The sequence below is a fragment of the Silicimonas algicola genome (assembly GCF_003148765.1).
In the GTDB taxonomy this organism is placed as follows: Bacteria; Pseudomonadota; Alphaproteobacteria; order Rhodobacterales; family Rhodobacteraceae; genus Silicimonas; species Silicimonas algicola.
Genome location: NZ_QGGV01000003.1, coordinates 142097 through 166616, shown reverse-complemented (window position 1 = coordinate 166616; position 24520 = coordinate 142097). Strand labels below are relative to the sequence as shown.

The 24520-nt window shown below is 67.1% G+C and carries 23 protein-coding genes; 7 read left to right on the top strand and 16 right to left on the bottom strand.

Features of this window, described 5'->3' with window-relative positions; genetic code table 11:
- The first annotated feature begins 54 nt into the window (after positions 1 to 54).
- A complete protein-coding gene (gene lexA, locus C8D95_RS08210) occupies positions 55 to 771 on the top strand; it encodes a transcriptional repressor LexA (RefSeq protein ID WP_109758691.1) in 717 nt (238 codons plus the stop codon).
- On the opposite strand, the gene C8D95_RS08205 is transcribed toward lexA, so the two are convergent.
- Positions 765 to 2807, bottom strand: a complete 2043-nt coding sequence (locus tag C8D95_RS08205; RefSeq protein ID WP_109758690.1) for a ComEC/Rec2 family competence protein — start codon at positions 2805 to 2807, stop codon at positions 765 to 767. The two genes, lexA and C8D95_RS08205, sit on opposite strands and share 7 nt — an antisense overlap.
- Before the next feature lie 78 nt (positions 2808 to 2885).
- On the opposite strand from C8D95_RS08205, the gene gltX reads away from it, so the two are divergent.
- The 4 genes from gltX to C8D95_RS08185 all read left to right on the top strand — a co-directional run bounded on the left by gltX (position 2886) and on the right by C8D95_RS08185 (position 7608).
- Positions 2886 to 4301: a glutamate--tRNA ligase gene (gltX, locus tag C8D95_RS08200; protein WP_109758689.1), complete on the top strand. Its 1416-nt coding sequence runs from the start codon at positions 2886 to 2888 to the stop codon at positions 4299 to 4301.
- 62 nt (positions 4302 to 4363) lie between these two features.
- The gene (gene gltA / locus C8D95_RS08195; RefSeq protein ID WP_109758688.1) at positions 4364 to 5659 is read left to right on the top strand and encodes a citrate synthase; all 1296 of its coding nucleotides are present in this window, start codon (positions 4364 to 4366) and stop codon (positions 5657 to 5659) included.
- A gap of 133 nt (positions 5660 to 5792) precedes the next feature.
- A complete protein-coding gene (locus tag C8D95_RS22255; RefSeq protein ID WP_206508479.1) occupies positions 5793 to 7085 on the top strand; it encodes a hypothetical protein in 1293 nt (430 codons plus the stop codon).
- Between the two features lie 64 nt (positions 7086 to 7149).
- Positions 7150 to 7608: a methyltransferase family protein gene (locus tag C8D95_RS08185; protein ID WP_164721633.1), complete on the top strand. Its 459-nt coding sequence runs from the start codon at positions 7150 to 7152 to the stop codon at positions 7606 to 7608.
- Positions 7609 to 7612: 4 nt separating this feature from the next.
- Here C8D95_RS08185 and C8D95_RS08180 read toward each other — a convergent pair whose 3' ends face one another.
- The 12 genes from C8D95_RS08180 to C8D95_RS08130 all read right to left on the bottom strand — a co-directional run bounded on the left by C8D95_RS08180 (position 7613) and on the right by C8D95_RS08130 (position 18630).
- Entirely contained in the window at positions 7613 to 8392 is a 780-nt protein-coding gene (locus tag C8D95_RS08180; protein ID WP_109758686.1) for an enoyl-CoA hydratase-related protein, read from the bottom strand.
- 72 nt (positions 8393 to 8464) lie between these two features.
- On the bottom strand, positions 8465 to 8911 hold the full coding sequence (locus C8D95_RS08175; RefSeq protein ID WP_164721790.1) for a cytochrome c-type biogenesis protein: 447 nt from the start codon (positions 8909 to 8911) through the stop codon (positions 8465 to 8467).
- Positions 8911 to 10881 carry a heme lyase CcmF/NrfE family subunit gene (locus C8D95_RS08170; protein ID WP_109758684.1) on the bottom strand — a complete coding sequence of 657 codons (1971 nt, stop codon included), beginning with the start codon at positions 10879 to 10881 and terminating at the stop codon, positions 8911 to 8913. Before C8D95_RS08170 ends, C8D95_RS08175 begins: the two co-directional genes overlap by 1 nt.
- 70 nt (positions 10882 to 10951) lie before the next feature.
- Complete coding sequence (locus tag C8D95_RS08165) at positions 10952 to 11374, bottom strand: hypothetical protein (RefSeq protein WP_109758683.1); 423 nt, start codon at positions 11372 to 11374, stop codon at positions 10952 to 10954.
- The gene (locus tag C8D95_RS22745) at positions 11371 to 11496 is read right to left on the bottom strand and encodes a hypothetical protein (RefSeq protein ID WP_277601040.1); all 126 of its coding nucleotides are present in this window, start codon (positions 11494 to 11496) and stop codon (positions 11371 to 11373) included. Before C8D95_RS22745 ends, C8D95_RS08165 begins: the two co-directional genes overlap by 4 nt.
- A 2-nt stretch (positions 11497 to 11498) precedes the next feature.
- Positions 11499 to 11678: a hypothetical protein gene (locus tag C8D95_RS08160; RefSeq protein ID WP_109758682.1), complete on the bottom strand. Its 180-nt coding sequence runs from the start codon at positions 11676 to 11678 to the stop codon at positions 11499 to 11501.
- On the bottom strand, positions 11668 to 12213 hold the full coding sequence (locus C8D95_RS08155; protein WP_109758681.1) for a holin family protein: 546 nt from the start codon (positions 12211 to 12213) through the stop codon (positions 11668 to 11670). Before C8D95_RS08155 ends, C8D95_RS08160 begins: the two co-directional genes overlap by 11 nt.
- A complete protein-coding gene (locus C8D95_RS08150) occupies positions 12204 to 12815 on the bottom strand; it encodes a holin-associated N-acetylmuramidase (RefSeq protein WP_109758680.1) in 612 nt (203 codons plus the stop codon). The genes C8D95_RS08155 and C8D95_RS08150 overlap by 10 nt, the downstream gene beginning before the upstream one ends.
- Before the next feature lie 60 nt (positions 12816 to 12875).
- The gene (ccmE, locus tag C8D95_RS08145; RefSeq protein WP_109758679.1) at positions 12876 to 13325 is read right to left on the bottom strand and encodes a cytochrome c maturation protein CcmE; all 450 of its coding nucleotides are present in this window, start codon (positions 13323 to 13325) and stop codon (positions 12876 to 12878) included.
- Between the two features lie 99 nt (positions 13326 to 13424).
- Positions 13425 to 14237: a glutamate racemase gene (locus tag C8D95_RS08140; protein ID WP_109758678.1), complete on the bottom strand. Its 813-nt coding sequence runs from the start codon at positions 14235 to 14237 to the stop codon at positions 13425 to 13427.
- Complete coding sequence (locus tag C8D95_RS08135) at positions 14215 to 15132, bottom strand: lysophospholipid acyltransferase family protein (RefSeq protein ID WP_109758677.1); 918 nt, start codon at positions 15130 to 15132, stop codon at positions 14215 to 14217. The genes C8D95_RS08140 and C8D95_RS08135 overlap by 23 nt, the downstream gene beginning before the upstream one ends.
- A gap of 102 nt (positions 15133 to 15234) precedes the next feature.
- Positions 15235 to 18630, bottom strand: a complete 3396-nt coding sequence (locus C8D95_RS08130) for an indolepyruvate ferredoxin oxidoreductase family protein (RefSeq protein WP_109758676.1) — start codon at positions 18628 to 18630, stop codon at positions 15235 to 15237.
- A 146-nt stretch (positions 18631 to 18776) separates the two neighbouring features.
- Between C8D95_RS08130 and C8D95_RS08125 the strand changes: the two genes are divergently transcribed.
- A complete protein-coding gene (locus C8D95_RS08125) occupies positions 18777 to 19670 on the top strand; it encodes a LysR family transcriptional regulator (protein ID WP_109758675.1) in 894 nt (297 codons plus the stop codon).
- Positions 19671 to 19922: 252 nt separating this feature from the next.
- On the top strand, positions 19923 to 20933 hold the full coding sequence (bmt, locus tag C8D95_RS08120; RefSeq protein ID WP_109759009.1) for a betaine--homocysteine S-methyltransferase: 1011 nt from the start codon (positions 19923 to 19925) through the stop codon (positions 20931 to 20933).
- Positions 20934 to 20936: 3 nt separating this feature from the next.
- Here bmt and recN read toward each other — a convergent pair whose 3' ends face one another.
- From recN to lpxC, 3 genes are all read right to left on the bottom strand, one after another.
- Positions 20937 to 22586 carry a DNA repair protein RecN gene (gene recN / locus C8D95_RS08115; protein WP_109758674.1) on the bottom strand — a complete coding sequence of 550 codons (1650 nt, stop codon included), beginning with the start codon at positions 22584 to 22586 and terminating at the stop codon, positions 20937 to 20939.
- A 10-nt stretch (positions 22587 to 22596) separates the two neighbouring features.
- Positions 22597 to 23451, bottom strand: a complete 855-nt coding sequence (locus C8D95_RS08110; RefSeq protein WP_109759008.1) for an outer membrane protein assembly factor BamD — start codon at positions 23449 to 23451, stop codon at positions 22597 to 22599.
- Between the two features lie 79 nt (positions 23452 to 23530).
- Positions 23531 to 24454, bottom strand: coding sequence for a UDP-3-O-acyl-N-acetylglucosamine deacetylase (gene lpxC, locus C8D95_RS08105; protein ID WP_109758673.1), 924 nt, complete (start codon positions 24452 to 24454; stop codon positions 23531 to 23533).
- Positions 24455 to 24520 lie beyond the last annotated feature (66 nt).

Below are 24520 nucleotides of genomic sequence, written 5' to 3'. Positions count from 1 at the left end.
ATCGCCTGAACACATGGCCACAGCCGGTGGATCGATCAGAGGAGGTTCACGTCGATGCTGACCCGCAAGCAACTGGATTTGTTGGATTTCATCAACAAGCGTTTACAGCGTGACGGCGTTCCGCCCTCGTTCGACGAAATGAAGGAGGCGCTGGACCTCCGCTCGAAGTCCGGCATCCACCGGCTCATCACGGCGCTCGAGGAACGCGGCTTCATCCGCCGCCTCGCACACCGCGCGCGCGCCATCGAAATCGTCAAGCTGCCAGAGGCGCTCGAGAGGAAGAGCGCCGCGCTGTCGTCGGTCGGGTCGCCGGGCGGGTTCCGCCCTCGCGTGATCGAAGGCGACCGTCCCACCTCGCGGCCCGCATCCGCCATGTCGGTCGACTCCGGGGCGATGGACCTGCCCGTCATGGGCCGCATCGCCGCCGGCGTTCCGATCGAGGCGATCAGCGAGGTCAGCCACACCGTCTCTGTCCCAAACCAGATGGTCGGCAAGGGGCACCATTACGCGCTCGAGGTGAAGGGCGACTCGATGATCGAGGCAGGTATCAACGACGGCGACATCGTGGTGATCCGCGAGACATCGACCGCCGAGACAGGCGACATCGTCGTGGCGCTGGTCGAGGATCAGGAGGCGACCCTCAAGCGGTTCCGCCGTTCCGGAAGCTCGATCGCTCTCGAGGCCGCCAACCCCGCCTACGAGACGCGGCTTTACCGCGATGACCAGGTCAAGGTTCAGGGCCGTCTCGTCGGGCTTATCCGTACCTACTGAGGCTGACGCGACCACAGCCTGTCTCCCGTCCGGTCCCGGGCCGAAACGACCTTCGGCCCGTCCTCTCCCGCCTCAATGGCTAGCGCACCGATCAGTGCCAGACGCCGGGCGTCGTAGACATCGCATCCGGGTGGCGTCTCGGCGCGGATGTTCACAACCACCAGCGCCGCCTCACCGCAGGCAGCCAGCGCCTCGGCCGCTGCGACCTTTCCGGTGGCGTGGAGGATCGTGCCCCCTCCCACCTCGAAGCGGCGCAGACGACCTTCGGTGCGGAACGCAAGCCTCTCGGCCGCTTGCGCCTGCGTCGCGCCGTCACCGTCGTTCTCGAGCCAGCTTTTGGCAGCGAAGCCGTCGCCTTTTCCCTTCGAGAGCGCCCTGCCCTGATCCGTCATCACGCCTACGAGCCCGCCCGTCTCGGACACGAGCGCCTCTGGCCGGACCGCCGCAGCCCAGAGCATCATCGCCGCGACGACGACTGGCCCCCCCAAAACCCGCCAGCGCCCTTGCCAGAGCACGATCCAGAGACCTCCGACCGTCAGAAGCGGAAGGACCGTGCCCGGCGGCGAGATGACGAAGCTCAACGCCCCCGGCCAGCCGGCGACCGTCTCGGCCACGCCGAGGATCCACAGGATCGCGGGCTTCATCAGGCCAAGGCCGAGCCCGGACAGCCCGAAGGGCCAGAGAAGGGCTGCCAGCACCGCAGCCGGCATCACGACGAGGCCCATCAACGGCACCGACACGACGTTCGCCAGAAGACCGTAGTGCGGCACCTGGTTGAAATGCGCCGCGGCGACGGGGGCCGTCGCAAGCCCGGCGACGAAGGACGACAGGACGACGCCCCCGGCCCAATACGCCCATTTCGGACCGCGCCAGGCCCGATCGCGGAGCGCGCCATAGACCGCAACCAACGCAATGGTGGCCGCGAAGGACATTTGGAAGCCGGGCCCGGTCAGCGCCTCGGGGCGCAACGCAAGCACCACGAGGGCGGCCATCGCGACGGCCCGCAACGTGATCGCGCGGCGGTCGATCAGGACGGCGGCGAACATCATCGCGACCATGACGAAGGCGCGCTCGGTCGCGACATTCCCGCCCGAGAGCGCCAGATAGACGACGCCCGCCACGAGCGCACCCACGGCGGCGATCTTCTTCGACGGCAGGCGCAGCGCCGCCCCCGGAATGGCCGCGAGCGTCAGACGCAGCGCGCCGAAGACGAAGCCTGTGAGAAGGCCCATGTGCAGACCCGAAATGGCGAGCAGATGCGCAAGGTTCGAGGCGCGGAGCGCGTCGAGCGTCGGCCGGTCGAGCCCGGCCCGGTCTCCTGTCGTGATCGCCGAGGCGAAGGCGCCGGCCCGACCCGGCAGCGCTGCCTGGACCGCCGCGCTGATCCTCATGCGCAGACGGTAGAGGGCAAGGGTCAGGCCATCCCGCTCGGGTTCGGCCAGCAGGAGAAGCGGCGTCCGGGTATATCCGACCGCCCCCAGCCCGTCGAACCATGCCTGGCGTCGGAAATCATAGCCGCCTGGCTCGACCGCGCCGCCGGGCGGCGAGAGGTTGGCGGTCAGGATCACGGTCTGCCCGGGTTCCGGCGTGACGAATACCCGTTCACCGTGGAGGGCGATACGCACCCTGCCGGGTGTCCGGGCAGGCGGCACGCTCGACAGCCGCACGCGGTCGAGCGTCACGCGGACCGCGTCCGACGCCGAGCGGTCGATCTCGACGATCCTGCCCTCGACCGAACCGTAATAGCGCCAGCCGAGCGTGACGTCCGCTACCTGGTGCGCGCGCAGGCCAGCCGTGGAGAAACCGGCCAGGGTGACGAGAATGGCCATGAGCAGAAGGCGAAGCGTCTCGGCCCCAAACCTGAATATCGCCGCGCAACATACTGCCAACGCGAGGATTCCCCACCAGTGCTGCGCATTTGGCTCGACCCTCAGACCGAAGTAGATCGCGATCCCGGTCGCATAGAGAACCGCGATCCACGGGAAAAGGTGCCCCCTTTGGCGGTCGAGAGCGGTCAGGATCGAATTCGGCGGCACCCTTGAGACATCCCGGCGGCTTGGCTACACCACGGCGAGCCTTAGGGCTTTCATGGTTTCCAGAAGGTTAAGGCCCGCATGTCCGAGCGTCCCGTCGTCACCCGCTTCGCGCCCTCGCCCACAGGCTATCTGCACATCGGGGGCGCGCGGACGGCGCTGTTCAACTGGCTCTATGCCCGGCATTGCGGGGGCAAATTCCTGCTGCGGATCGAGGACACCGACCGCGCACGCTCCACGCCCGAGGCGACCGAGGCGATCCTGAAGGGCCTCACATGGCTCGGGCTCGACTGGGACGGCGAGGCCGTCAGCCAATTCGAGCGTGCGGACCGCCACGCCGAGGTCGCACGCGAGATGCTGGCGCGGGGTGCGGCCTACAAGTGCTTCTCGACGCAGGACGAGATCGAGGCCTTCCGCGAGGCGGCGCGCGCGAAGAACGAAAGCACCCTCTTCCGCTCGCCCTGGCGCGACGTGCCCGAGGCCGATCATCCGGACGCGCCTTTCGCCATCCGCGTGAAGGCGCCGCGCGAGGGACAGACGGTGATCCGCGACCGCGTGCAGGGCGACGTGACCATCCGAAACGACCAGCTCGACGACATGATCGTCCTGCGGTCGGACGGCACACCCGTCTACATGCTGGCCGTCGTGGTTGACGATCACGACATGGGGGTGACCCACGTCATCCGGGGCGACGACCACCTCAACAACGCCGCCCGCCAGATGCTGGTCTACGACGCCATGGGATGGGAGGTGCCGGTCTGGGCGCATATCCCGCTGATCCACGGTGAGGACGGCAAGAAGCTGTCGAAGCGTCACGGCGCGCTTGGGGTCGAGGAGTGGGCGGCCGAGGGCTGGCCCGCGTCCGCGATGCGCAACTATCTGGCGCGGCTCGGGTGGTCCCATGGGGACGACGAGTTCTTCACCGATGCGCAGGCGATCCAATGGTTCGACCTCGACGGCATTCGTCAGGCGCCCGCCCGGTTTGATACCAAGAAGCTGGCCAATCTCTCGGGTCAGCACATCGCGGCGACCGACGATGCTGCACTCGTAGCGCAGATTCAGGAATATTTGAGCCTTTCCGGTCAAAAGGCGCTGACGCCGACCCAGCAATCGGACTTGAACCGCGCCATGTACTGTCTGAAGGACCGCGCAAAGACCTATCCGGAACTCCTTGAAAAGGCGTTCTTTGTGCTCACCGGCAGACCCGTCGAGCCGGACGAGAAATCGGCGGCGGCGCTCGACGCGGTATCCCGTAGTATACTGCTTGAATTGACGCCGCACCTGCGAAATGCTAGCTGGAACCGCGACACGCTCGAAGCTGTGGTGGGGGGCGTCGCCACGGCGCACCAGACCAAGCTCGGCAAGCTTGCGGGCCCGCTTCGGGCCGCTCTATCCGGACGCTCCGTCTCTCCCAGTGTCTTCGACATGATGCTGGTCCTCGGGCGCGAGGAAACGGTCGCCCGGCTTGAAGACGCCGCCCGACCTCCGGCGGCCTGAGCCGGTCCGCGACGACGAACACGCGCCCGCCATTCCGCGGGACACCAAGGACAGGGAACGACATGGCTGAGACGACAAAGACCGCCAAACTCTCCTTCGATGGCAAGGATTACGATCTTCCCATGATGTCGCCGACCGCCGGACCGGACGTCGTGGACATCCGCAAGCTCTACGGCCAGGCCGATATTTTCACCTATGACCCCGGCTTCACCTCGACCGCTTCCTGCGAGTCGACGATCACCTTCATCGACGGCGACAAGGGCGAGCTTCTGCACCGCGGCTATCCCATCGACCAGCTTGCCGAGAAGTCGCACTTCCTCGAGGTCTGCTACCTCCTGCTCTACGGCGAATTGCCGAGCGCCGAGCAGCTTGAGGATTTCGAGGGCCGCGTCACCAAGCACACCATGCTGCACGAGCAGATGCAGTACTTCTTCCGCGGCTTCCGGCGCGACGCGCACCCGATGGCGACCATGGTCGGCGTCGTCGGCGCCATGTCGGCCTTCTATCACGACTCGACCGACATCGCGGACCCCTGGCAGCGCGAGGTCGCCTCGATCCGCCTGATCGCCAAGATGCCGACGATTGCGGCCTGGGCCTACAAGTACTCCATCGGCCAGCCCTTCGTGTATCCGAGGAACGACCTCGACTACGCGGCGAACTTCCTGCACATGTGCTTCGCCGTCCCGGCCGAGACCTATGAGGTCAACCCGATCGTCGCCCGCGCGATGGACCGCATCTTCACGCTCCACGCCGACCACGAGCAGAACGCCTCGACCTCGACGGTGCGGCTGGCGTCGTCCTCGGGCGCCAACCCCTTCGCCTGCATCGCCGCCGGCATCGCCTGCCTCTGGGGCCCGGCGCATGGCGGCGCGAACCAGGCCGCGCTGGAGATGCTGCGCGAGATCGGCTCGCCGAACCGCATCCCCGAATTCATCGAGCGCGCGAAGGACAAGAACGACCCCTTCCGCCTGATGGGCTTCGGACACCGCGTCTACAAGAACTTCGACCCGCGCGCGAAGGTGATGAAGCAGTCGGCGGACGAGGTGCTCGATCTGCTGGGGATCGAGAACAACCCGACGCTCCAGGTCGCCAAGCAACTGGAAGAGATCGCCGTCAAGGACGACTACTTCATCGAGAAGAAGCTCTATCCGAACGTCGATTTCTATTCCGGCATCATCCTCGACGCGATCGGCTTCCCGACTTCGATGTTCACGCCCATCTTCGCTGTCGCGCGCACCGTCGGCTGGATCAGCCAGTGGAAAGAGATGATCGCCGACCCGGCGATGAAGATCGGCCGCCCGCGTCAGCTTTACGTGGGCGCCACACGGCGAGATTATGTCGACGTCGAGGACAGATAGTTTCTAAGCCCCTTCAATTGTTGGGGTTTCTGGACATTCGCCATGTTTTTGCCTCCCGGTCGTCACGAATGTGACGGAACCGGGAGGAAATGCTGACCGCGGAACGGGGCTTTGACTCACGCGGAGGGACAGCATGACAAGCATGGAATTTCTGATCGAGGGCGGCGTCAACGTACGCGTGACGGTGACCGAGATCGACGGCAATCTCGAGTTCAACGTCCACGTCCTCCAGCCCGGCGAAGAGGGCTATACGGGCCAGATCGGAGAGATCAACGGTCTCTTCTTCGACCTCAGCGCAGACGTCTCGGGCTTTGTCGGGATGTCCTCGACTGATGAGGACGGCGGCAGCCTGTTCACGGTCGTCGACGAGGGCTCGGTGTCGAACCTGGGCGGCGGCATCAACATCAACGGAGAGGTCCTGAAGGAATTCGGCGCCTTCGACGTGGGGGTCCTCCTCGACCCGACCGGCCTCGGCAACGGCGACCTTCAGGACATCACCTTCACACTCGACGCGGACGATCCTCTGACGCTGGCCGACGTGGCGCTGCAGGACTTCGCGGTGCGCCTGACTTCCGTCGGCGACCCCGACGGGTCGCGCAGCGGCTCGCTGAAGCTGGGCACGACGGCACCTGAAGAGCCCGACGACGAGATCGAGGATCCGACCGACGGCGGCGAAGGCGGCGGCGACGGTTCGGATGGCGGAAACGGTGGCGACGGGTCCGACGGTGGCGACGGACCGGACGGCGGCGACGGCGGAGATGGTTCGGACGGCGGCGACGGTGGGGACGGATCGGACGGCGGCGACGGCGGAGATGGTTCGGACGGCGGCGACGGTGGCGACGGAACGGATGGTGGCGACGGCGGAGATGGTTCTGACGGCGGCGACGGCGGCGACGGTTCTGACGGCGGCGACGGCGGCGACGGTTCTGACGGCGGCGACGGCGGCGACGGTTCTGACGGCGGCGACGGCGGCGACGGTGAAGAGCAATCCGGCAACGACGCGATCGACGACTTCCTGACCGCCTCGCCGGATGCGATCTTCGGCGTCGTGGACGAATTCTTCGAACTCGGCTCCGGCCCGTTCAGCCTGCTCGACAACGACATGACCGATACGGGCGGAATGTACGAGGGCGACGTCCTCGCCGTGAACGACGAGACCCTAGATCAGACCGACGAGCTCGATTTCGTCGAGGTGCCGGGTTCGGCCGGAGGTCTGCTGAGGGTCTACGAGAACGGCTCCGTCGACTTCAGCGCAAACGGAGAGTTCGGCGACGAGGAGAAGGAAACGACGTTCGAATACACCATCGAGGGCGGCGACACCGCCACGATCACCATTCTCGTCACCCCGAACGCCGGGGACGGTGGCGGCGGGATCGATCTTCCGCCGATCGACGCCGAGGGCGGCGACTTCTTCAACCTGATCTGACGGTCAGCGGACGAAACCAACCGGCGGCGTTACGGCGCCGCCGGTTTGCGTTAGGATGAGGCCCATGACAGACGATCACCCCCTCATCGCCTTCCCGCCGCCCCTGGCCTTCGCTGCCGCGCTGGCAGCAACCTGGCTCCTGTCGCGCTACCTGCCCCTCGGCGTCCTTGGACGGGACGTATCGGGCATAGGCTGGGTGGTGATGGCGGCGGGCCTAGCCCTCGCGGCGACGGGCGCCCTGACCTTCCGGCGGAGGGGAACCAACGTGAACCCCTACAAGCCAGCGCTCGGGATCGTCGCGACGGGACCCTACAGGTTCACGCGCAACCCCATGTACCTCGGCATGATCGTCTTCACGGCGGGCTTCGGTCTGACGCTTGTCACCCTATGGGGACCGATCGTGGCGGTTGGTCTCGGCATTCTCCTCGACGTCTTCGTCGTGCGGCGCGAGGAAGCCTACCTGTCCGCGAAGTTCGGGTCCGATTACACGGCCTTGTGCGACCGGACGCGCCGCTGGCTCTAGGGCGTCAGCGGCCCTCGTAGTCGGCCGGCCTTTTCTCGAGGAAGGCCATCACGCCTTCTTGGAAGTCTCGGGACTGGCCGCAGCGGCCCTGAAGCTTCGCCTCGAGGAGAAGCTGCTCGTCGAGTGTGTTGCCGTAGGTGCCCCGGATCGCCTCCTTCGCGGCGGCATAGGCGACGGTCGGGCCCTTGGCGAGCTTCGCGGTCCGGCCACGCCAGTGCGCCTCGAAGTCGGCATCTGGCACCGCCTCCCAGATCATGCCCCACTCCGCCGCCTGCCGGGCGGGCACGGGTTCGGCGAAAAGGGCAGCCCCCATGGCGCGGGCAAAGCCCACCTGGCGCGGCAGCCAGTAGGTGCCGCCCGCATCGGGAATCAGGCCGATGCGCGTGAAGGCCTGGAGGAAGACCGCGCTTTCGGTGGCGATGACAACATCTGCCGCCAGCGCGATGTTGGCCCCTGCCCCCGCCGCCGCCCCGCCCACGGCCGAGATCGTCGGCACCGGACAGTCGTAGATCGCGCGCAGGAGAGGCTCGTATTCGTCCCTCAGCGTGCGCTCGAGGTTGGCCGAGGCCAGCGACTGGTTGCGGTCCGACAGGTCCTGCCCCGAGCAGAAGGCGCCGCCCGCCCCCGTCAGCACGACCGCCCGCGCTTCCTTGCCGGCAGCCTGCACGGCGTGCAGAAGCTCGGCCCGCATCTGCCGGTTCAAGGCGTTCTTCACCTCGGGCCGATTCAGCGTGATCTCGGCATAGCCGTCGCGATACGTCAGGCGGATGGTCTGGTAGTCCATGAGGCGCGTCCTTCCCTGCTTTCCGCCCGGCATAACTGAACGGATCGGTTCAGGAAAGGCGGACGCAGCGTATCAGTCGCCCAGAAGCGCCTTCAGACGCGCTTCCTCGTCGCTGCTCAGGCTTTCGGCCGGGGCGTCCGACCTGCGTCGGCGCAGGTAAAGCGCGGCGATCCCGAGACCGGAGAGCAGGAGGACGGGGCCTGCGATCCACAGAACGATGTTCGCGCCCGAGGTCGTGGGGTTGAGAAGGACATATTCGCCGTAGCGCGCCACGACGAAGTCGATGACTTCGGCATCGCTGTCGCCTGCCGCGATGCGTTCGCGCACGAGGACGCGCAGATCGCGGGCCAGGTCGGCGTTCGATTCGTCGATGGATTCGTTGCGGCAGACGAGGCAGCGCAGCCCCCGCGAAAGCTCGCGCGCCCGCTCCTCAAGCGCCGGGTCCGTCAGCATCTCGCCCGGCTGGACCGCCGCCGCCGCGCCTGCGAATGCCAGCCACAGAAGAACAGCGACGCGGATCATTCCGCCGGCACCCCGCTCGGCGCCTTCCGGGCGCCGGCGGCCACCCGGAAGCGGCGGTCCGACAGCGACAGACCGCCGCCGAGCGCCATGATGATCGCGCCCGCCCAGATCCAGTTGGCGAAGGGCTTTACGTAGGCCCGCACGGCCCAGCCTCCGCCCGCCTGCGCGTCGCCGATAACGAGGTAGATGTCGCGGAAGACCCCGTTGTCGATGGCCGCCTCGGTCGTGGGCATGGCGGCGACGGGATAGACGCGCTTTTCGGGATGAAGGACGGCGACCTCGCGTCCGTTCCTCGCCACCCGCATCTCGGCCATGGTCGAGAGATAGTTCGGTCCGCGGATATCCTCGACCGACGCAAGCGTGATGTCGTAGCCGCCGACGGCGAAGGTGTCGCCCTCGTTCGCCACCCGGATGTCCTCGACTTGCCATGCCGTCATCAGCGCGATGCCGATGATGGTGACGCCTAGGCCCGAGTGGGCCGTGACCCGGCCCCAGTCCGCGCGCGGCAGCCGAAGCGCCCGGCGCGCCCTGACCGCAAGCCCCTCGCGCCCTGTCCGGCCCCAGAGGTCGGTCGCCGCGCCGAAGATCAGCCAGCTTCCAAGCGCCACGCCAATCGGCGCCAGAAGCCCGCGGCCGCTGCCGAACCCCCAGGCCAGGGCTGACAGGACCGCGACGCCCGCGAAGGCCAGCCAGAGCGACCGCAGCACCCGACCGAACGTGGCGCGCTTCCACGCCAGGAGAGAGCCTATCGGCAACACGGCGGCGAGAATGACCATGAAGGGCGTGAAGGCCGCGTCGAAGAACGGCGCGCCGACGGACAGCTTTCGGCCGAACGCCATCTCGGCGATGAGCGGCCAGACCGTGCCCAGGAACACGACGAAGGCCGCGACGGCAAGCAACACGTTGTTGAGGACGAGCGCACTTTCCCGGCTGACGACGCCGAAGACGCCCTTGGCCTGCATCTCGCCCGCCCGCGCGGCATAGAGCGTCAGCGCCCCGCCCATGAAAAACGCCGTGATGGCGAGAAGGTAGACGCCCCTCTCGGGATCCGTCGCGAAGGCGTGGACCGAGGTCAGGACGCCCGACCGCACGATGAAGGCGCCGATCAGCGAGAAGCCGAAGGCGAGGATGGCCAGCAGGATGGTCCAGCTTTTCAGAGCCTCGCGCTTCTCGACCACGATGGCCGAATGCAGGAGCGCGGCCGAGATGAGCCAGGGCATGAACGAGGCGTTCTCGACCGGATCCCAGAACCAGAAGCCGCCCCAGCCAAGCTCGTAGTAGGCCCACCACGAGCCGAGCGCGATGCCGATGGTCAACATGATCCAGGCGAGAAGCGTCCAGGGCCTGACCCACCGGCCCCAGGCGGCGTCGACGCGCCCCTCGATCAGGGCGGCGACGGCGAAGGAGAAGGACGTCGAGAGACCGACGTAGCCGAGGTAGAGGAAGGGCGGATGGAAGGCGAGGCCGGGATCCTGCAACAGCGGGTTCAGATCCTGTCCGTTCATCGGCGGAAAGGCCAGTCGGACGAAGGGGTTAGACGTGAAGATCAGGAAGCTGAGGAACGCGACGCCGATCGATCCCTGGACGCCCAGGACACGCGCCTTGAGCCTGTCGGGCAGGTTGCCGCCGAACAAGGCGACAAGGCCTCCGAAGACCGCCACGATGAAACACCACAGCAGCATCGAGCCCTCGTGGTTTCCCCAGACGCCGGTGACCTTGTAGAGCATCGGCTTCAGCGTATGAGAGTTCTCGACCACGAGGCGGACCGAGAAGTCCGAGGTCACGAAGGCCCAGACCAGCGTCGAGAACGAAAACGCCAGAAGCAGGGCCTGCGCGATGGCCGCAGGTCCGGCCACCGTCATCCACGATGTCCAGCGCATCTGCGCGCCGACCAGCGGCAGGACGGTCTGCACCAGCGCCACGGCCAGTGCGAGGAGTAGTGTGAAATGGCCAAGCTCGACGATCATGCCGCCGACACTATGCCGCCCGCTCGTCCGCGCCAAGGGCGCGAGACGACAGGTCGCGGGCCCGTGAGCCTCAGGCCAGGAAGTGGACGGCCAGCGACACGGCGAGACTGGCCGCGACGGGCCAGATCCAGCCGCGTCCGTCAGAACCGAAGGACCGCGAGATCACCTGGAAATGAAGGGTCGCGCCGACGAAGTAGATCGAGAGAAAGACCAGCAGAAGGGGGTTGTCGACCATCCACTTGGGCCCGTGCAGGACGTTGAAGGTCCACCACCAGCCCATGACGGACGCGGCGCCCGCCCATCCGAACGACATGCCGATGGCAAGCGGCGTCGCGCGACGCGCCCAAAGCCACAGGAAGGTCAGCGAGATCATCGCCGCCATCAGCGTAAAGGCGCCATAGGCGATCCGGTAGGCCGCCCCATAGCCGAAGGCTTCGTTCGATGCGAGGAAGACGAGGCTCGCCAGTGCCAGCAGAATCAGCGGTCTGGTCATCGGGACAGCACCTCTCGGAGAGCGCGGTCGAGATCGTCGGCCGCTCGGGCGTGGCGCTCGACGGCGCGGGTGAAGCGGCGGCCGGCGAGACGGCGGCGGAGCGCCGCGAGGAAAAGGCTCATCGTCAGCTCCTCGGCAGGCGTTCGCGGATGACGGTCGAGATCTCGGTCAGGATCAGCGCATTGCGGTCGAGGATGACGCGCGTCGCCTTGTCCTTCTCGGAATCCCGCCACAGCAGGAAGAACACCATCACCGCCCAGGGACCGTGTTCGGCGACGAGTTGAAGGAGAAGGTCACCGCTCACCTCCGGCCCTCCACTCGTCGAGGGCCGCGTTCGGCGTATCCTCAGCCTCGTCGCGTCCGCCATAACCTGCCGCCAGCGCCTCGAGCGCGCGCACGTTCCGAACCACCTGCGGCGCCGCGGCCAGTGTCAGGGCGAGGCCGCGCTGGAAGTCCTGCGACTTCGACTGGTGGCGTGCGCCGAAGTAGTACGACACGATGGCCCCCATCAGCCACCAGAGCGGCTCGGGCACCAGCGCGATGCCCTGCATCCGAGCGGCGAACCACATCGGGTCGAACATGGCCGAGACCAACAGCGCCAGCGTGCCGAGCGCCATCATCGGGCGCGGCAGGCGGTTCAGACCGTCCATCAGACGGTCGAACCACCCCTGTCGAGGCAAAGCGAACTCCGAGGCGAACTGCGCCAACGCGGCCGTCTCCTGCGCCGCGTCGCGCACGGCCTGAGCCTCGGCATTGGGCCGGAAGACCTCGACCGTCTCGCGCACCGCGTTGCGCCCGCCGCCAAGGACGACGCCGAACAGGTCCCCGATCAGGCCCATGCCGACGTCCTCTCGCGGTGCTGGGCTTCGGTGAGATGGAAGCGCGGCGAGATGAAGCTTTCCGCCCGCAGGATCCAGCCGCCCTTGCCGCCATCGCGGCGGCGCGCGTACTTGCGGCTGGACGGACGACGGTCGGCAAGGTCGTAGTACCAGTTGCGCCGGGCGATCCCGTAGGCATCGGCAAAGTGGTCCGGCGCGGCGGCGGCGGCGGCCCGTGCGGCGCGCTCGGTCTCGGGACCGACGATCCCGTCCACCGCGCAGGGGTAGCCCATCCGGGCGAGAAGCCGCCGGAGGATGCGCACGGCTTCGGCCCCCGCGTTCACCTGCATGTCGAACATCTGCGCCTGAAGCGCCTCGGGAAGACGGTCGAGCCGCGGTTTGCGGAAGTAGTCCTCGACGAAGATGCGCCGCGCCTCAGCCGGGGTGACGCGTCGCACATCGTTGACGTCGACCCGCCCGTCCCCCGTCAGATCAAGGCCAAGCCGCTGAAGCGTACCGATTGTCACGCCGTGCTTGGTGGCCCCGCCCGGATCGTCCGGGTCGTTCACATAGCCGCCCTCGCGGGCGATGATCTCGTCTGCGATCTGTTCGACGCGCCGCATGGTCCCTCGCCCGATCGTTGCGGGCGGGAAGGTGCGCGGGGGCGGTTAACGTTCGAGAAACTAGCCGTTCGGGTCCTGGTACACGCCCTGCTCCTTGAGCGCGTCGATCACTTCCCTGGGCATGTAGCTCTCGTCGTGCTTCGCCAGAAGCTCCGAGGCCTCGAAGACGCCGGCGCGGTAATAGCCCTTGGCGATGGTGCCCTGCCCCTCCTTGAAGAGGTCGGGCGCAGGATCGTCGCCGACATAGGCCACCGGCACTTCGGTCGCCCCGTCCGTCACGACGAAGCGGAACCGCACGCCCTCGACGGGCGTGATCGAGCCGTCCTTCACCAGGCCGCCGATCTGGAAATACTCGTCGTCGGAGGGCGGGGCCGCGATCACCTCGGTCGGTGAACGGAAGAACTGGAAGGCGTCCTTCGGGAGGAACCAGAGCACCGCAAGCACGCCCAGAAGGCAAAGCCCAGCCAAGGCCAGAACCTGGATGCGCCGCTGTTTCTTCAGGCTCTTCATCGACGTCTCTCCCTTCCCGACAGATTTGGCGATCCGCGCGAGCGAATGCAACGCGGCAAACCGCCCTCTCCATCGACCTTCAGAGACGTCGGGTCGCCGTCATGCCTTGTGGAAGTCGATCCGCCGCCGAAGGAATCGAGTCGCCTGGTCGCTGACCCGCCCCGGGTCGCCGGTGGTGAGGAACATCGTCACCTGCCCCGACCCCTTCATCGCGGGATGCCGCTCGAGATAATCGGCGAGGCTCGCCGCCACCAGTTCGGGCTGGCTGAACACCGTCACGCCGGGCCCGAGCGCCTTGCGGAAGTCGTCCTCGACGATGGGATAATGCGTACAGCCCAGCACCGCCGCGTCCGGTCTCGGCATCTTGCGCTTCAGCGCGTCGACGTGGCTCCGCACCAGCGCTTCGGCGAGAATCATGTCGCCATCCTCGATGGCGTCGACGACCCCCGCGCAGGCCTGCGCCTCGACATCGACGCCGATGGCGCGGAAGGCAAGCTCGCGCTGAAACGCGCGGCTGGCGACTGTGGCGGGCGTGGCGAAGAGGGCCACATGCTTCACGCCCACCTCGCGGGGAGGAGAGTTGTCGCCCCAGTGACGCTCGGTCAAAGCCTCGATCAGCGGCACGAAGACCCCCAGGACCCTCTTGTCGCGCGGCACCCAGGACTCTTGCATCCGCCGCAGGGCCGCCGCACTCGCGGTGTTGCAGGCGAGGATGACAAGGGTGCAACCGGCCTCGAACAGGCGCTGCACACCCTTCGTCGTCAGATCATAGATGTCGTCCGCGTCGCGCGTGCCGTAAGGGGTATGGGCGTTGTCGCCGTAGTAGACCACCGGCAGATCGGGCAGCCGCGCCGCAACGGCCCGATAGACCGTGAGCCCGCCCAGTCCGCTATCGAAAATCCCGACCGACATCGCCCTCTGCCCGCCTGTTGTTGGCCTTGTGCTTCGCTTCGAACTCGAACCCGTAGGCGCGTGAATCGAGCATTCCCGGCGACAGGGCATAGGTCCGGGCCCTGAGAAAGTCCATCAGGGCTTTCTGGTCGCCGCCGTAGGGCGACATATCGGTGCGCGAGATCGGCGCGCCGATCACCACGCGGACCGGTTCGTCCACGCGACGTCGGAACTCCTGTATCAGAAGCGCCAGGCGCAGGGTCGTATGAAGATGGCTCGCGATCTGGAACAGCCGCGAATTGGCGCCCTCGAAGAAGATCGGAATCACCGTCGCCCCGCTTTTCTGGATCATCTTTGCCGTGAAGGCGCGCCAGACCGGATCGAGCGGCCGCGAAAAAGGCTTGGCCGAGGTCGAGACCGTGCCGCCCGGAAAGACGCCGATGGCGCCGCCCTGCCCCAGATAGCGCAGCGCCTCGGCCCGCGTGGCGAGGTTCGTCTCGACCGCGGCGCGGCTTTCGCCGAAGTCGATCGGCAGCACCACACGGTCGAGTTCGGGCGAATTGCGAAAGACGCTGTTTGCAAGGATGCGAAAGTCGCCGGACCTCAGGCGGCTCAGGATGTAGCCCATCATCAGTCCGTCGAGGATGCCGTAGGGATGGTTCGCCACCATGACGAGCGGGCCGTCCTGCGGGATGAGGTCGAGCGATCCTCCGGCGATCTCGAGCGAGAGGCCATAGCGGCTGACCATCTCCTCCCAGAAGTCGCGTCCCCCGGCGACTGCCTGGTGATACCCGTCCGCGCGTCGGATCAGGCGCAGGCGTCCCGTGGCGTTCTCGACCGTCCGGATCAGCGCGCGACCTCCCCGGCTTCGCGCCGAAAAGGCATAGCTAATGTCGCGGGCGACCTGTCTCTCCATGCGCGCTTCCCTGTCCCTGGCGCCTGCCTACCGGCTGCGCCCGAGTTTCACGAGCTTTCGTGACGGTCAGGTGACGAAGCCCTCCGCGCCGTGGCGCGCCCGTCACTCCGCCGCGTGTCGAGCTGGCGGGCGGTCGAGCGCCGAGAGAAGCGCCGCGCGCCGTTCGGCTGCCGCACGCGCCGCCTTTTCCTTCACGGGACCGAAGCCTCGGATGGACAGGGGCAGCTTCGCGAGGTCGAGCGCCGCATCGCGGTCGCCGGCCGTCGCCAGGCGTTTCATGTCGGCCTCGTAGTCGCGGATCAGCCGCCGCTCCATCCTGCGCTCGGCGGTGTATCCGAAGGGATCGAAAGGCGTGCCGCGCAGCACCTTCATCCGCGCGAGAACCGGCCACAGACGCTCCATCCACTGGCCGAACGCCCGCTTCTTCGGGCGGCCGTCCGCCCCTTCGCGTGCAAGAATGGGAGGCGACAGGTGATAGGTCATCTTCAAGTCACCCTCGAAGACCGCCGACGCCTTGTCGCGCGTGTCCTTCAGGAGCCGCGCGACTTCGTATTCGTCCTTGTAGGCCAACAGCTTGTGATAGGATGTTGCCACTGCCTCCTTCATCGCCGGGTCCTCGAAACTGTCGACCATCGCACGATACCGACGCGCCAGACGTGCGTTCTGATAGGCTTCGAGATGCCGCTCGCGGAAGGCGATCTTCTCGTCCAGCGACTTCGGCAACCCGATGACTTCGGCGGCGAGGATCCGCGAGACCTCGTCGGCGTTCAGCGCGGCCCACCTGCCGATCTCGAAGGCGCGCGTGTTTTCGGCCACCTTCGCGCCATTCAACTCGATCGCGCGGCGCAGCGCCTCACCCGAGACCGGCACCTGGCCAAACTGCCAGGCCGCGCCAAGGACGATCATGTTGGAATATATGGCATCGCCAAGGACCTTGACCGCGAGGTCCGAGGCATCGAACCGCGCCATCCCCCCGCCCAGCTTGCGCTCCAGCGACAGGACCAGCCGGTCGACGGGGATCGTCAGGTCGGGCTTGCGGGTGAAGTCGCCGGTTACGACCTCGTGCGTGTTCACGACACCCTGCGTCCGGCCCGGCGTCAGAAGCTGAAGCGTCTTCGACCCCGCCGACACCACCAGATCGCCGCCGATCAGCGTATCCGCCTCGCCGACGGCCACGCGAATGGCGCTGATGTCGGCTGGCGACTTGCCGATCCGGCAGTGGATGTGGACCGCGCCGCCCTTCTGCGCGAGGCCCGCCATCTCCATCATGCCGACGCCCTTGCCGTCGAGGTGCGCGGCCATCGCCAGCACCGCGCCGATGGTCACGACGCCCGTGCCGCCCACGCCGGTGATGACGATGTTGTGGGTCAGCGCAATCCCGGGGAGCGCGGGTTCGGGAAGATGTCCGGTGTCGATGTCGACGGTCTCGGCCCTGCGAGGTACGCCTCCCTCGATGGTGACGAAGGACGGGCAGAAGCCGTTCAGGCACGAGAAGTCCTTATTGCAGGACGACTGGTCGATGGCGCGCTTCCGGCCGAGTTCGGTCTCGACCGGCACGAGGCTGACGCAATTCGACTGCACTCCGCAATCACCGCAACCCTCGCAGACGTCGGTGTCGATGAAGACCCGCGTTCCGATCTCGGGGAATGTGCCGCGCTTGCGCCGCCGCCGCTTCTCGGCCGCGCAGGTCTGAATATAGAGGATCGCCGTGACGCCCTCGGTCTCGGCCATGCGCTTTTCGACGGTCAGAAGGTCGGCGCGCTCGTCCCAACTCGCTTCTTTCGGGAACAGGCTCCGCTCGGGCTCTTCCTTCGCGTCGTAGACGACGGCCAGGTCCTTGACCCCCGCCGCCAGAAGCTCGCGCGCGACGCGCTCCGGCGGCAGGTCGCCGTCGTTCTTCTGGCCGCCCGTCATGGCGACGGCGTCGTTGTAGAGCACCTTGTAGGTGATGTTCACACCCGCCGCGATGGCGGCCCGGACGGCCATCAGCCCCGAGTGATTGTAGGTCCCGTCGCCAAGGTTCTGGAAGACGTGCCCCCGCGTCGAGAACGGTGCCTCGCCGATCCAGTTCGCCCCCTCGCCGCCCATGTGGGTGAAGCCGGACGTCTCGCGGTCCATCCACTGCACCATGAAGTGACAGCCGATCCCGGCATAGGCGCGCGCGCCCTCCGGCAGCTTGGTCGAGGTGTTGTGCGGGCACCCCGAACAGAAATAGGGAATCCGCGCGGCGATGTCGGGGGCGTTGTCCGCGACCCTCGCCGAACGCACGGCCTCGAGGCCCGCGCGCATGCGGTCGGTGCCGCGCCCCTCGTCGATCAGGATGCCGCCGATCTTTTCGGCGATCAGCGCGGGGTCGAGCGCATAACGCACCGGGAACAACTCCTCGGCGTCGGGCGCCCCCTTGCGCCAGCCCCAGACGCGCCGGCCCTGCCGGTCGTCGAAGATGGCCTCCTTGATCTGCACCTCGATCAGCTTGCGCTTCTCTTCGACGACGACGATCAGTTCCAGACCCTCGGCCCAGTCGTGGAACCCCTTCATGTCCAGCGGGAAGGTCTGTCCCACCTTGTAGGTCGTGATCCCCAGCCGTTCCGCTTCCTCCGCATCGATGCCGAGAAGGCCAAGCGCGTGCGTCAGGTCGAGCCAGTTCTTGCCCGCCGCCACGACGCCGATCCTTGCACCACGCTTGCCCCAGATGCGCTTGTCCATCCGGTTCGCATGGCTGAACGCCTCGGCCGCGAAGCGCTTGTGGTCGATGATCCGGGATTCCTGCGGGATCCAGTGATCGCCGAGCCGGATGTTCAGCCCGCCCTCGGGCATCGGGAAGTCGGGCGTCACGAAGGACATGCGGTCCGGCCGCCCGTCCACGACGCTCGTGACCTCGACCGTGTCCTTCATCAGCTTGAGCCCGCACCAGAGGCCCGAGAACCGTGACAGGGCATAGCCGTAGAGCCCGAAGTCCAGGATCTCCTGCACGCCTGCAGGCGACAGCACCGGCATATAAGTGTCGACCATGGCCCAGTCCGACTGGTGGCAGGTGGTCGAGCTCTCGCCTGTGTGGTCGTCGCCCATGGCCATCAGGACGCCGCCCCGTGCCGAAGTGCCCGCCATGTTCGCGTGCCGCATGACGTCGCCCGAGCGGTCGACGCCGGGGCCCTTGCCGTACCAGAGCGCGAAGACACCGTCGAAGCGTCCCTCGCCGCGCAGTTCGGCCTGCTGCGTCCCCCACACGGCGGTCGCGGCCAGATCCTCGTTGAGACCGGGCAGAAACCGGATGTCCGACGCCTCGAGGTCCTTGCGGGCCGCCGCCATCTGCTGGTCGACCGCGCCAAGAGGCGAGCCCCTGTAGCCGGTGACGTATCCGGCGGTGTTCAACCCTGCCTGTGCGTCGCGGGCCTTCTGCATGAGCATCAGGCGCACAAGCGCCTGCGTTCCGTTCAGAAGGACGGTGCCCTGCTCCAGGTCGAACTTGTCATGAAGGGTGACAGTACGTGTGTTCATGATAGCCTCCCCATGACTGAGTATAGGTCAAATTTGCTGACCTACAAAATCAAACTTGTTCACACCCGCGATTGCGTGGGCGGGGGTCAAGCCTGTAAGGCTCCTGCAAAACAAGACCCGCCGGGGCAAATGGAGATCGGGTACGGATGGATTGGGACAAACTCAGGATCTTTCACGCGGTCGCGGACGCGGGAAGTCTCACGCACGCCGGTGAGTCGCTTCACCTCAGCCAGTCCGCCGTATCCCGCCAGATTCGCGCGCTCGAGGAAAGCCTCAATACGACCCTCTTCCACCGCCACGCCCGCGGCCTGATCCTGACCGAACAGGGCGAGCTACTGTTCGATGCGACGTCGGCCATGTCCCGCCGCCTCGATACCGCCGAGGCGCGCATTCGCGACAGCGAGGAAGAGGTCTTCGGCGAGTTGCGCGTGACCACGACGACCGCGTTCGGATCGCTCTGGCTCGCGCCTCGCCTGCCCGCGCTCTACGAGAAGTTCCCCGAGTTGAAGATCGACCTGATGCTGGAAGAGCGCGTGCTCGACCTGCCGATGCGCGAAGCCGACGTGGCGATCCGCATGAAGGAGCCAAGCCAGGCCGACCTGATCCGGCGCAAGCTCATGTCGGTGAACATGCGCCTCTACGCGACGCCCGCCTACCTCGAGGCACGCGGCACCCCCGAGACGCTCGAGGATCTCTCCAAGCACCGGCTGATCTGCCAGAACGTGACCACCACCCAGGTCAGCGCGGGCGCGAAGCTGGTGCAGGAGCTTCTGACCTACGACATTCCTTCGACCCTGACGGTCAACAACTACTTCGGCGTCCTTCAGGCCGTGCGGTCGGATCTCGGCATCGGAGTGCTGCCCGACTACGTCATCCAGGATTTCCCGAACATCCGCCGCGTCCTGCCGGACGTGGAGTCGAACGACGTCCCCGTCTTCCTGGCCTACCCCGAGGAATTGCGGCAGTCGCGGCGCATCGCGGCCTTCCGGGACTTCGTCACCGAAGAGATCATCGCGCACCGCAAGCGGATGCAGACCTGAGCTTTGCGCAAGGTGCATAGCCGCTTTGCGGCCGCAGCTTCCGGCCGCGCTTGAATCTTGTTCGACACGCCAATAAATCCCTCATCGAACGCGACGACCTGTCGTCGCTTCACCTCCCTGTTGGACTGGCCGGGCCTCGTGCCCGGCCTTTTTTTGTGCCGCTCCGACCGCGACGGGGTATCGGACAATCGAATTGCGTCCGGCTGGCCGGCGTGGCATGTGGCGCGCGACCAGAAGGCAGAGGCGATCTCCATGACCGACCGATTGAGCGACCTCCTCGCGGCGCGCGACTGGATCCTGGCCGACGGCGCCACGGGGACCACGCTGTTCAACATGGGCCTGTCGGCAGGCGATGCGCCCGAGTTGTGGAACGTCGAGCGTCCCGAGGATATCCGCTTGCTATACAAGGGCGCAGTCGATGCGGGCAGCGACCTCTTCCTGACCAACACCTTCGGCGGGACCGCCGCGCGGATGAAGCTGCACAATGCGCAGGACCGCGTGCGCGAGTTGAACCGCGCGGGCGCCGAGATCGGCCGCGAGCTGGCCGACAGGCAGGATCGCCCCGTCATCGTCGCAGGCTCGATGGGGCCGACGGGCGAGATCATGCAACCGCTCGGCACGCTGTCCTACGAGAGCGCCGTCGAGATGTTCCACGAGCAGGCTGAAGGGCTGAAGGAAGGCGGCGTCGACGTCCTCTGGGTCGAGACCATCAGCGCACCCGAGGAATACAAGGCCGCCGGCCGCGCCGCGGAACTGGCAGGAATGCCCTGGGTCGGGACGATGAGCTTCGACACCGCCGGCCGGACGATGATGGGCCTGACGAGCGCAGGCATGGCCGACATGGTCGCCGCCCTGCCGCATCCGCCCCTCGCCTTCGGCGCCAACTGCGGCGTCGGCGCGTCGGACCTTCTGCGCACCGTGCTCGGCTTCTGTGCGCAGGGCTCCGAAACGCCGATCGTCGCAAAGGGCAACGCCGGCATCCCGAAGTACGTCGACGGTCACATCCACTATGACGGCACGCCAGAGCTGATGGCCGACTACGCTGTCCTCGCCCGCGATCTGGGCGCGCGGATCATCGGCGGGTGCTGCGGCACGACGCCGGAGCATCTGGCGCGGATGCGCGAGGCGCTCGAGACGGCGCCCAAGGGGGCAAGCCCGACACTTGACGTGATCGTGGCGAAGCTCGGCCCACTGTCGTCCGCCAGCGACGGCACCGACGACACGGAAGGTCCGGTCCGCCGCAATCGACGCCGGCGGGGCTAGGCTTCAGGCCGACAGAAGCGCCCGCGCCGCCGCGCGGGCCTCGTCCGTCACCGTGTCGCCCGCAAGCATCCGCGCGATCTCGTCCACGCGCTCCCCTTCAGAGAGAGAGGTCACGCGGGACAGCGTCATGCCGCCCTCGACCGACTTCTCGACCCGCCAGTGGTGGCCTGCGCGCGCCGCGACCTGCGGGCTGTGCGTCACCACAAGCACCTGAGAGTCCTCGGCCAGCGCCTCCAGCCTGCGGCCGACGGCGTCGGCGGTTGCCCCGCCTACGCCCCGGTCGATCTCGTCGAAGATCATGGTCAGCCCCTCCGCATCCGACGTCAGACAGACCTTCAGCGCAAGAAGGAAGCGAGACATCTCGCCCCCGGATGCGATCCGGTTCAGCGGCCCGGCCGGCGCACCCGGATTGGTGGCAACGGTGAACGCGACGTGATCGCGGCCCTCTGGCCCCGCGTCGCCTTCCGAGATCTCGGTGGCGAAGGTCGCACGCTCCATCTTCAAGGGCGCAAGCTCTGCCGCCATCGCCGTGTCGAGTTCACCAGCCGCCTCGGCGCGCGCCTGACCCAGGGCGTCCGCCGCATCCTCATAGGCCGCCTCGGCCTCGCCTACCCCGCGGCGCAGGGACTTCAGGTCCCCCGCACCCGCATCGAGCTCGGCCAGCTTTGTGCGAAAATCATCGGCGAGGCCGGGAAGATCGTCGGGCTGAACCCCATGTTTGCGCGACAGAGCGCGGATTGCGAACAGCCGCTCCTCCACGCGCTCCAACTCCCCCGGGTCGACGTCCAGACGGTCGAGCGCCCGGGCGACACCGTCCTCCGCATCGCCCAATTCGACCAGCGCCCGATCCAGAGCGGCGAGCGCCACATCGAGCGTTCCTTCCGCCTGACCGGCCGCGTCCTCGAGCCACCGTGCGGCGTCGCGCAGCAGCCCTTCGGCGCCCGACGACCCAAGTGCTTCATGTGCGCGCGCCACGTCCTCGCGGATCCGGCCGGCGGCCTGCATCAGCCGACGCGACGCGTCGAGCGTCTCTTCCTCACCGGGTTCGGGGGCGACCTTGTCCATCTCGGCGACGGCATGGCGCAGGAAATCCTCTTCCTCGCGCACCGCCGCCAGCCTTGCCTCGGCTTCTTCCAGGGCCGCCCGCGCGCCCTGAAGATCGCGCCAGGCAACACGGGTCCGTGCGACCAGGTCTTCGAGCCCGCCGAAAGCGTCCAGCATCTGCCTGTGCCCGCGCGGGTTCAAAAGGCCGCGGTCATCATGCTGACCGTGCAATTCGACAAGCGTGTCCGAAAGCTGGCGAAGAACTTCGCCGGAAACGCGGCGGTCGTTGGCCCAGGCCGTCTTCCTGCCGTCCTGGGCATTGACGCGGCGCAGGATCAGAACGTCGTCCTGCGGAAGCCCGGCTTCGGCCAGAACCGCGAACGCCGGATGTCCGGGCGCGAGGTCGAACTCCGCCACCACCTCGCCCTGCTCGGCGCCTTCTCGGACCAGCTCGGCCCGCCCGCGCCAGCCGAGAACGAAGCCGAGCGCGTCGAGAAGGATCGACTTTCCTGCGCCGGTCTCTCCGGTCAGCACGTTGAGGCCCGGCGACAACGTCAGTTCCAGCCGGTCGATGATCAGCATGTCCCGGATGTCGAGACTTCTCAGCATGACGCGCGCGTCAGAGCCACTCGCCGCGAATGGTCTGGCGCCAGACTGCGGCCAGCCAGCCGTCGCCCGTCGCATCGGGTCGCAGACCTCGGCCGGTGAGAAGAGCATAGCTGTCCTGATACCAATCGGTGGACTGGAAGTTGTGGCCCAATATCGCACCCGCCGTCTGTGCCTCGGCAGGAAGGCCGAGCGACAGGTAGGCTTCGACGAGGCGGTGCAGCGCCTCGGGCGTCTGGCTGGTGGTCTGGAAGTTCTCAACCACCACGCGGAAGCGGTTGATCGCGGCGATGTAGTTGCCGCGCTTCAGGTAATAGCGCCCGACCTCCATCTCCTTCGCGGCGAGATGGTCGAAGGCCAGGTCGAACTTCAGGATCGCGGACTGGGCGTATTCGCTGTCCGGATAGGTCTCGATGACCGTCCGCAGTTCCTGCAGGGCAAGGAACGTCAGCCCCTGGTCGCGGCCCACGTCGTCGATCTGGTCGTAATAGGACAGGGCCAGCAGGTATTGCGCCCATGCCGCATCCTCGTCCGCCGGATAGGTCACGAGGTACCGCTGCGCCGCGCCGCGCGCGGATTCGAAATCGCGGTCGAGGTGATAGGAATAGGCCTGCATCACCAGAGCGCGCTTGGCCCATTCCGAATAGGGATAAAGGCGCTCGACCTCACCGAACATTGTCGCGGCCTCGTCGGGCGCGTCCTCGTCCAGCAGGAACTCGGCGCGGTTGTAAAGCTGCTCGGCCGAGAAGCTGTCGAGAGGCACATCCTCCGGCCCGCCGCCTCCGAAAAGACCACCGCATCCTGACAGAAGAACGAGGGTCGCGACGATTGCCGTCGCCCGCGCCAATGCCGCTCCGCCCGCTGTCATCGCCATGAAACCCTCACCTCTGCGAACCGGTTGGTAACACAGAAGATAGCGGGGCAAAACGGCTTTTGGACGGTGAAGCTCAGGCGGCCACGCGAACGCTGTCGACGCGGCTCACCCCGGCGCCCGGCAGGCGGGAGGCCATCGACGCATCGCACTCGACAAGCTGAAAGGCCGTCGGGTCCGCGAAAAGCGCCCTCAACAGCCGGTTGGTGACGCCGTGGCCCGCACGCTGGCCGATATAGCGACCGAGGATCGGCGCCCCCGCAAGCGCCAGGTCGCCCAGGGCGTCGAGCATCTTGTGGCGCACGGGTTCGTCGCGGTGCCGCATTCCGCCTGGCGTCACGATGGCGTCGCCGTCGACCACGACGGCCGAGGTGACAGATCCGCCAACGATCAGGCCGCGATCGCGCATCGCGTCGATGTCGGACTTCCGGCAGAACGTCCGGCTGTCGGAAAGCTCGCGCACGAAGGCGCCGTTGGCCATGTTCAGGCTCTTGTGCTGCTGGCCGATGGCCGCATCGGCAAAGTCGATGCGGAAGTCGATGCTCATCCCGTCGGATGGAAGAAGAGTCGCCTCGGCATCGCCGTGGCGCACCGTGACCGGCTTCAGGACGCGGATCGCGCGGACCGGCGCGTCAAGCTTGCGGATGCCGCGCGACAGGATGCCGGCGACGAAGGGCGCGGCCGAACCATCGAGAAGCGGGACCTCGGGGCCGTCGATCTCGACAAGGGCGTTGTGAACGCCGCAACCGGCGAGGGCCGCCATCAGGTGTTCAATCGTCGAGACGCTGACGTCGTCGTCGTTCGAGATCCGCGTGTTGAGATCGGTGTTCGTCACGGCGTACCAGCGGGCCGGGATCATCGGATCCTTGCCGTCGACGTCCGTGCGGTGAAACCAGATCCCGTATTCGGCCGAAGCGGGGCGCACGGTGACGCGTGTCACCCGGCCCGTATGGAGCCCGGTTCCGGTGAATTGCACCGCTGATTTCAATGTCGTCTGCAAGGGTTGACCCCGATATGCTGGCGCCGGACCTGCCCTCCGGCTTCGGCATACAGCTAGGCGGCGCGC

Coding starts and splice junctions, on each gene's coding strand:
- lexA (WP_109758691.1), top strand. CDS start 55: ATGCTGACCCGCAAGCAACTGGATTTGTTGGATTTCATCAACAAGCGT.
- gltX (WP_109758689.1), top strand. CDS start 2,886: ATGTCCGAGCGTCCCGTCGTCACCCGCTTCGCGCCCTCGCCCACAGGC.
- gltA (WP_109758688.1), top strand. CDS start 4,364: ATGGCTGAGACGACAAAGACCGCCAAACTCTCCTTCGATGGCAAGGAT.
- C8D95_RS22255 (WP_206508479.1), top strand. CDS start 5,793: ATGACAAGCATGGAATTTCTGATCGAGGGCGGCGTCAACGTACGCGTG.
- C8D95_RS08185 (WP_164721633.1), top strand. CDS start 7,150: ATGACAGACGATCACCCCCTCATCGCCTTCCCGCCGCCCCTGGCCTTC.
- C8D95_RS08180 (WP_109758686.1), bottom strand. CDS start 8,392: ATGGACTACCAGACCATCCGCCTGACGTATCGCGACGGCTATGCCGAG.
- C8D95_RS08170 (WP_109758684.1), bottom strand. CDS start 10,881: ATGATCGTCGAGCTTGGCCATTTCACACTACTCCTCGCACTGGCCGTG.
- C8D95_RS08165 (WP_109758683.1), bottom strand. CDS start 11,374: ATGACCAGACCGCTGATTCTGCTGGCACTGGCGAGCCTCGTCTTCCTC.
- C8D95_RS22745 (WP_277601040.1), bottom strand. CDS start 11,496: ATGAGCCTTTTCCTCGCGGCGCTCCGCCGCCGTCTCGCCGGCCGCCGC.
- C8D95_RS08155 (WP_109758681.1), bottom strand. CDS start 12,213: ATGGGCCTGATCGGGGACCTGTTCGGCGTCGTCCTTGGCGGCGGGCGC.
- C8D95_RS08150 (WP_109758680.1), bottom strand. CDS start 12,815: ATGCGGCGCGTCGAACAGATCGCAGACGAGATCATCGCCCGCGAGGGC.
- ccmE (WP_109758679.1), bottom strand. CDS start 13,325: ATGAAGAGCCTGAAGAAACAGCGGCGCATCCAGGTTCTGGCCTTGGCT.
- C8D95_RS08140 (WP_109758678.1), bottom strand. CDS start 14,237: ATGTCGGTCGGGATTTTCGATAGCGGACTGGGCGGGCTCACGGTCTAT.
- C8D95_RS08135 (WP_109758677.1), bottom strand. CDS start 15,132: ATGGAGAGACAGGTCGCCCGCGACATTAGCTATGCCTTTTCGGCGCGA.
- C8D95_RS08130 (WP_109758676.1), bottom strand. CDS start 18,630: ATGAACACACGTACTGTCACCCTTCATGACAAGTTCGACCTGGAGCAG.
- C8D95_RS08125 (WP_109758675.1), top strand. CDS start 18,777: ATGGATTGGGACAAACTCAGGATCTTTCACGCGGTCGCGGACGCGGGA.
- bmt (WP_109759009.1), top strand. CDS start 19,923: ATGACCGACCGATTGAGCGACCTCCTCGCGGCGCGCGACTGGATCCTG.
- recN (WP_109758674.1), bottom strand. CDS start 22,586: ATGCTGAGAAGTCTCGACATCCGGGACATGCTGATCATCGACCGGCTG.
- C8D95_RS08110 (WP_109759008.1), bottom strand. CDS start 23,451: ATGACAGCGGGCGGAGCGGCATTGGCGCGGGCGACGGCAATCGTCGCG.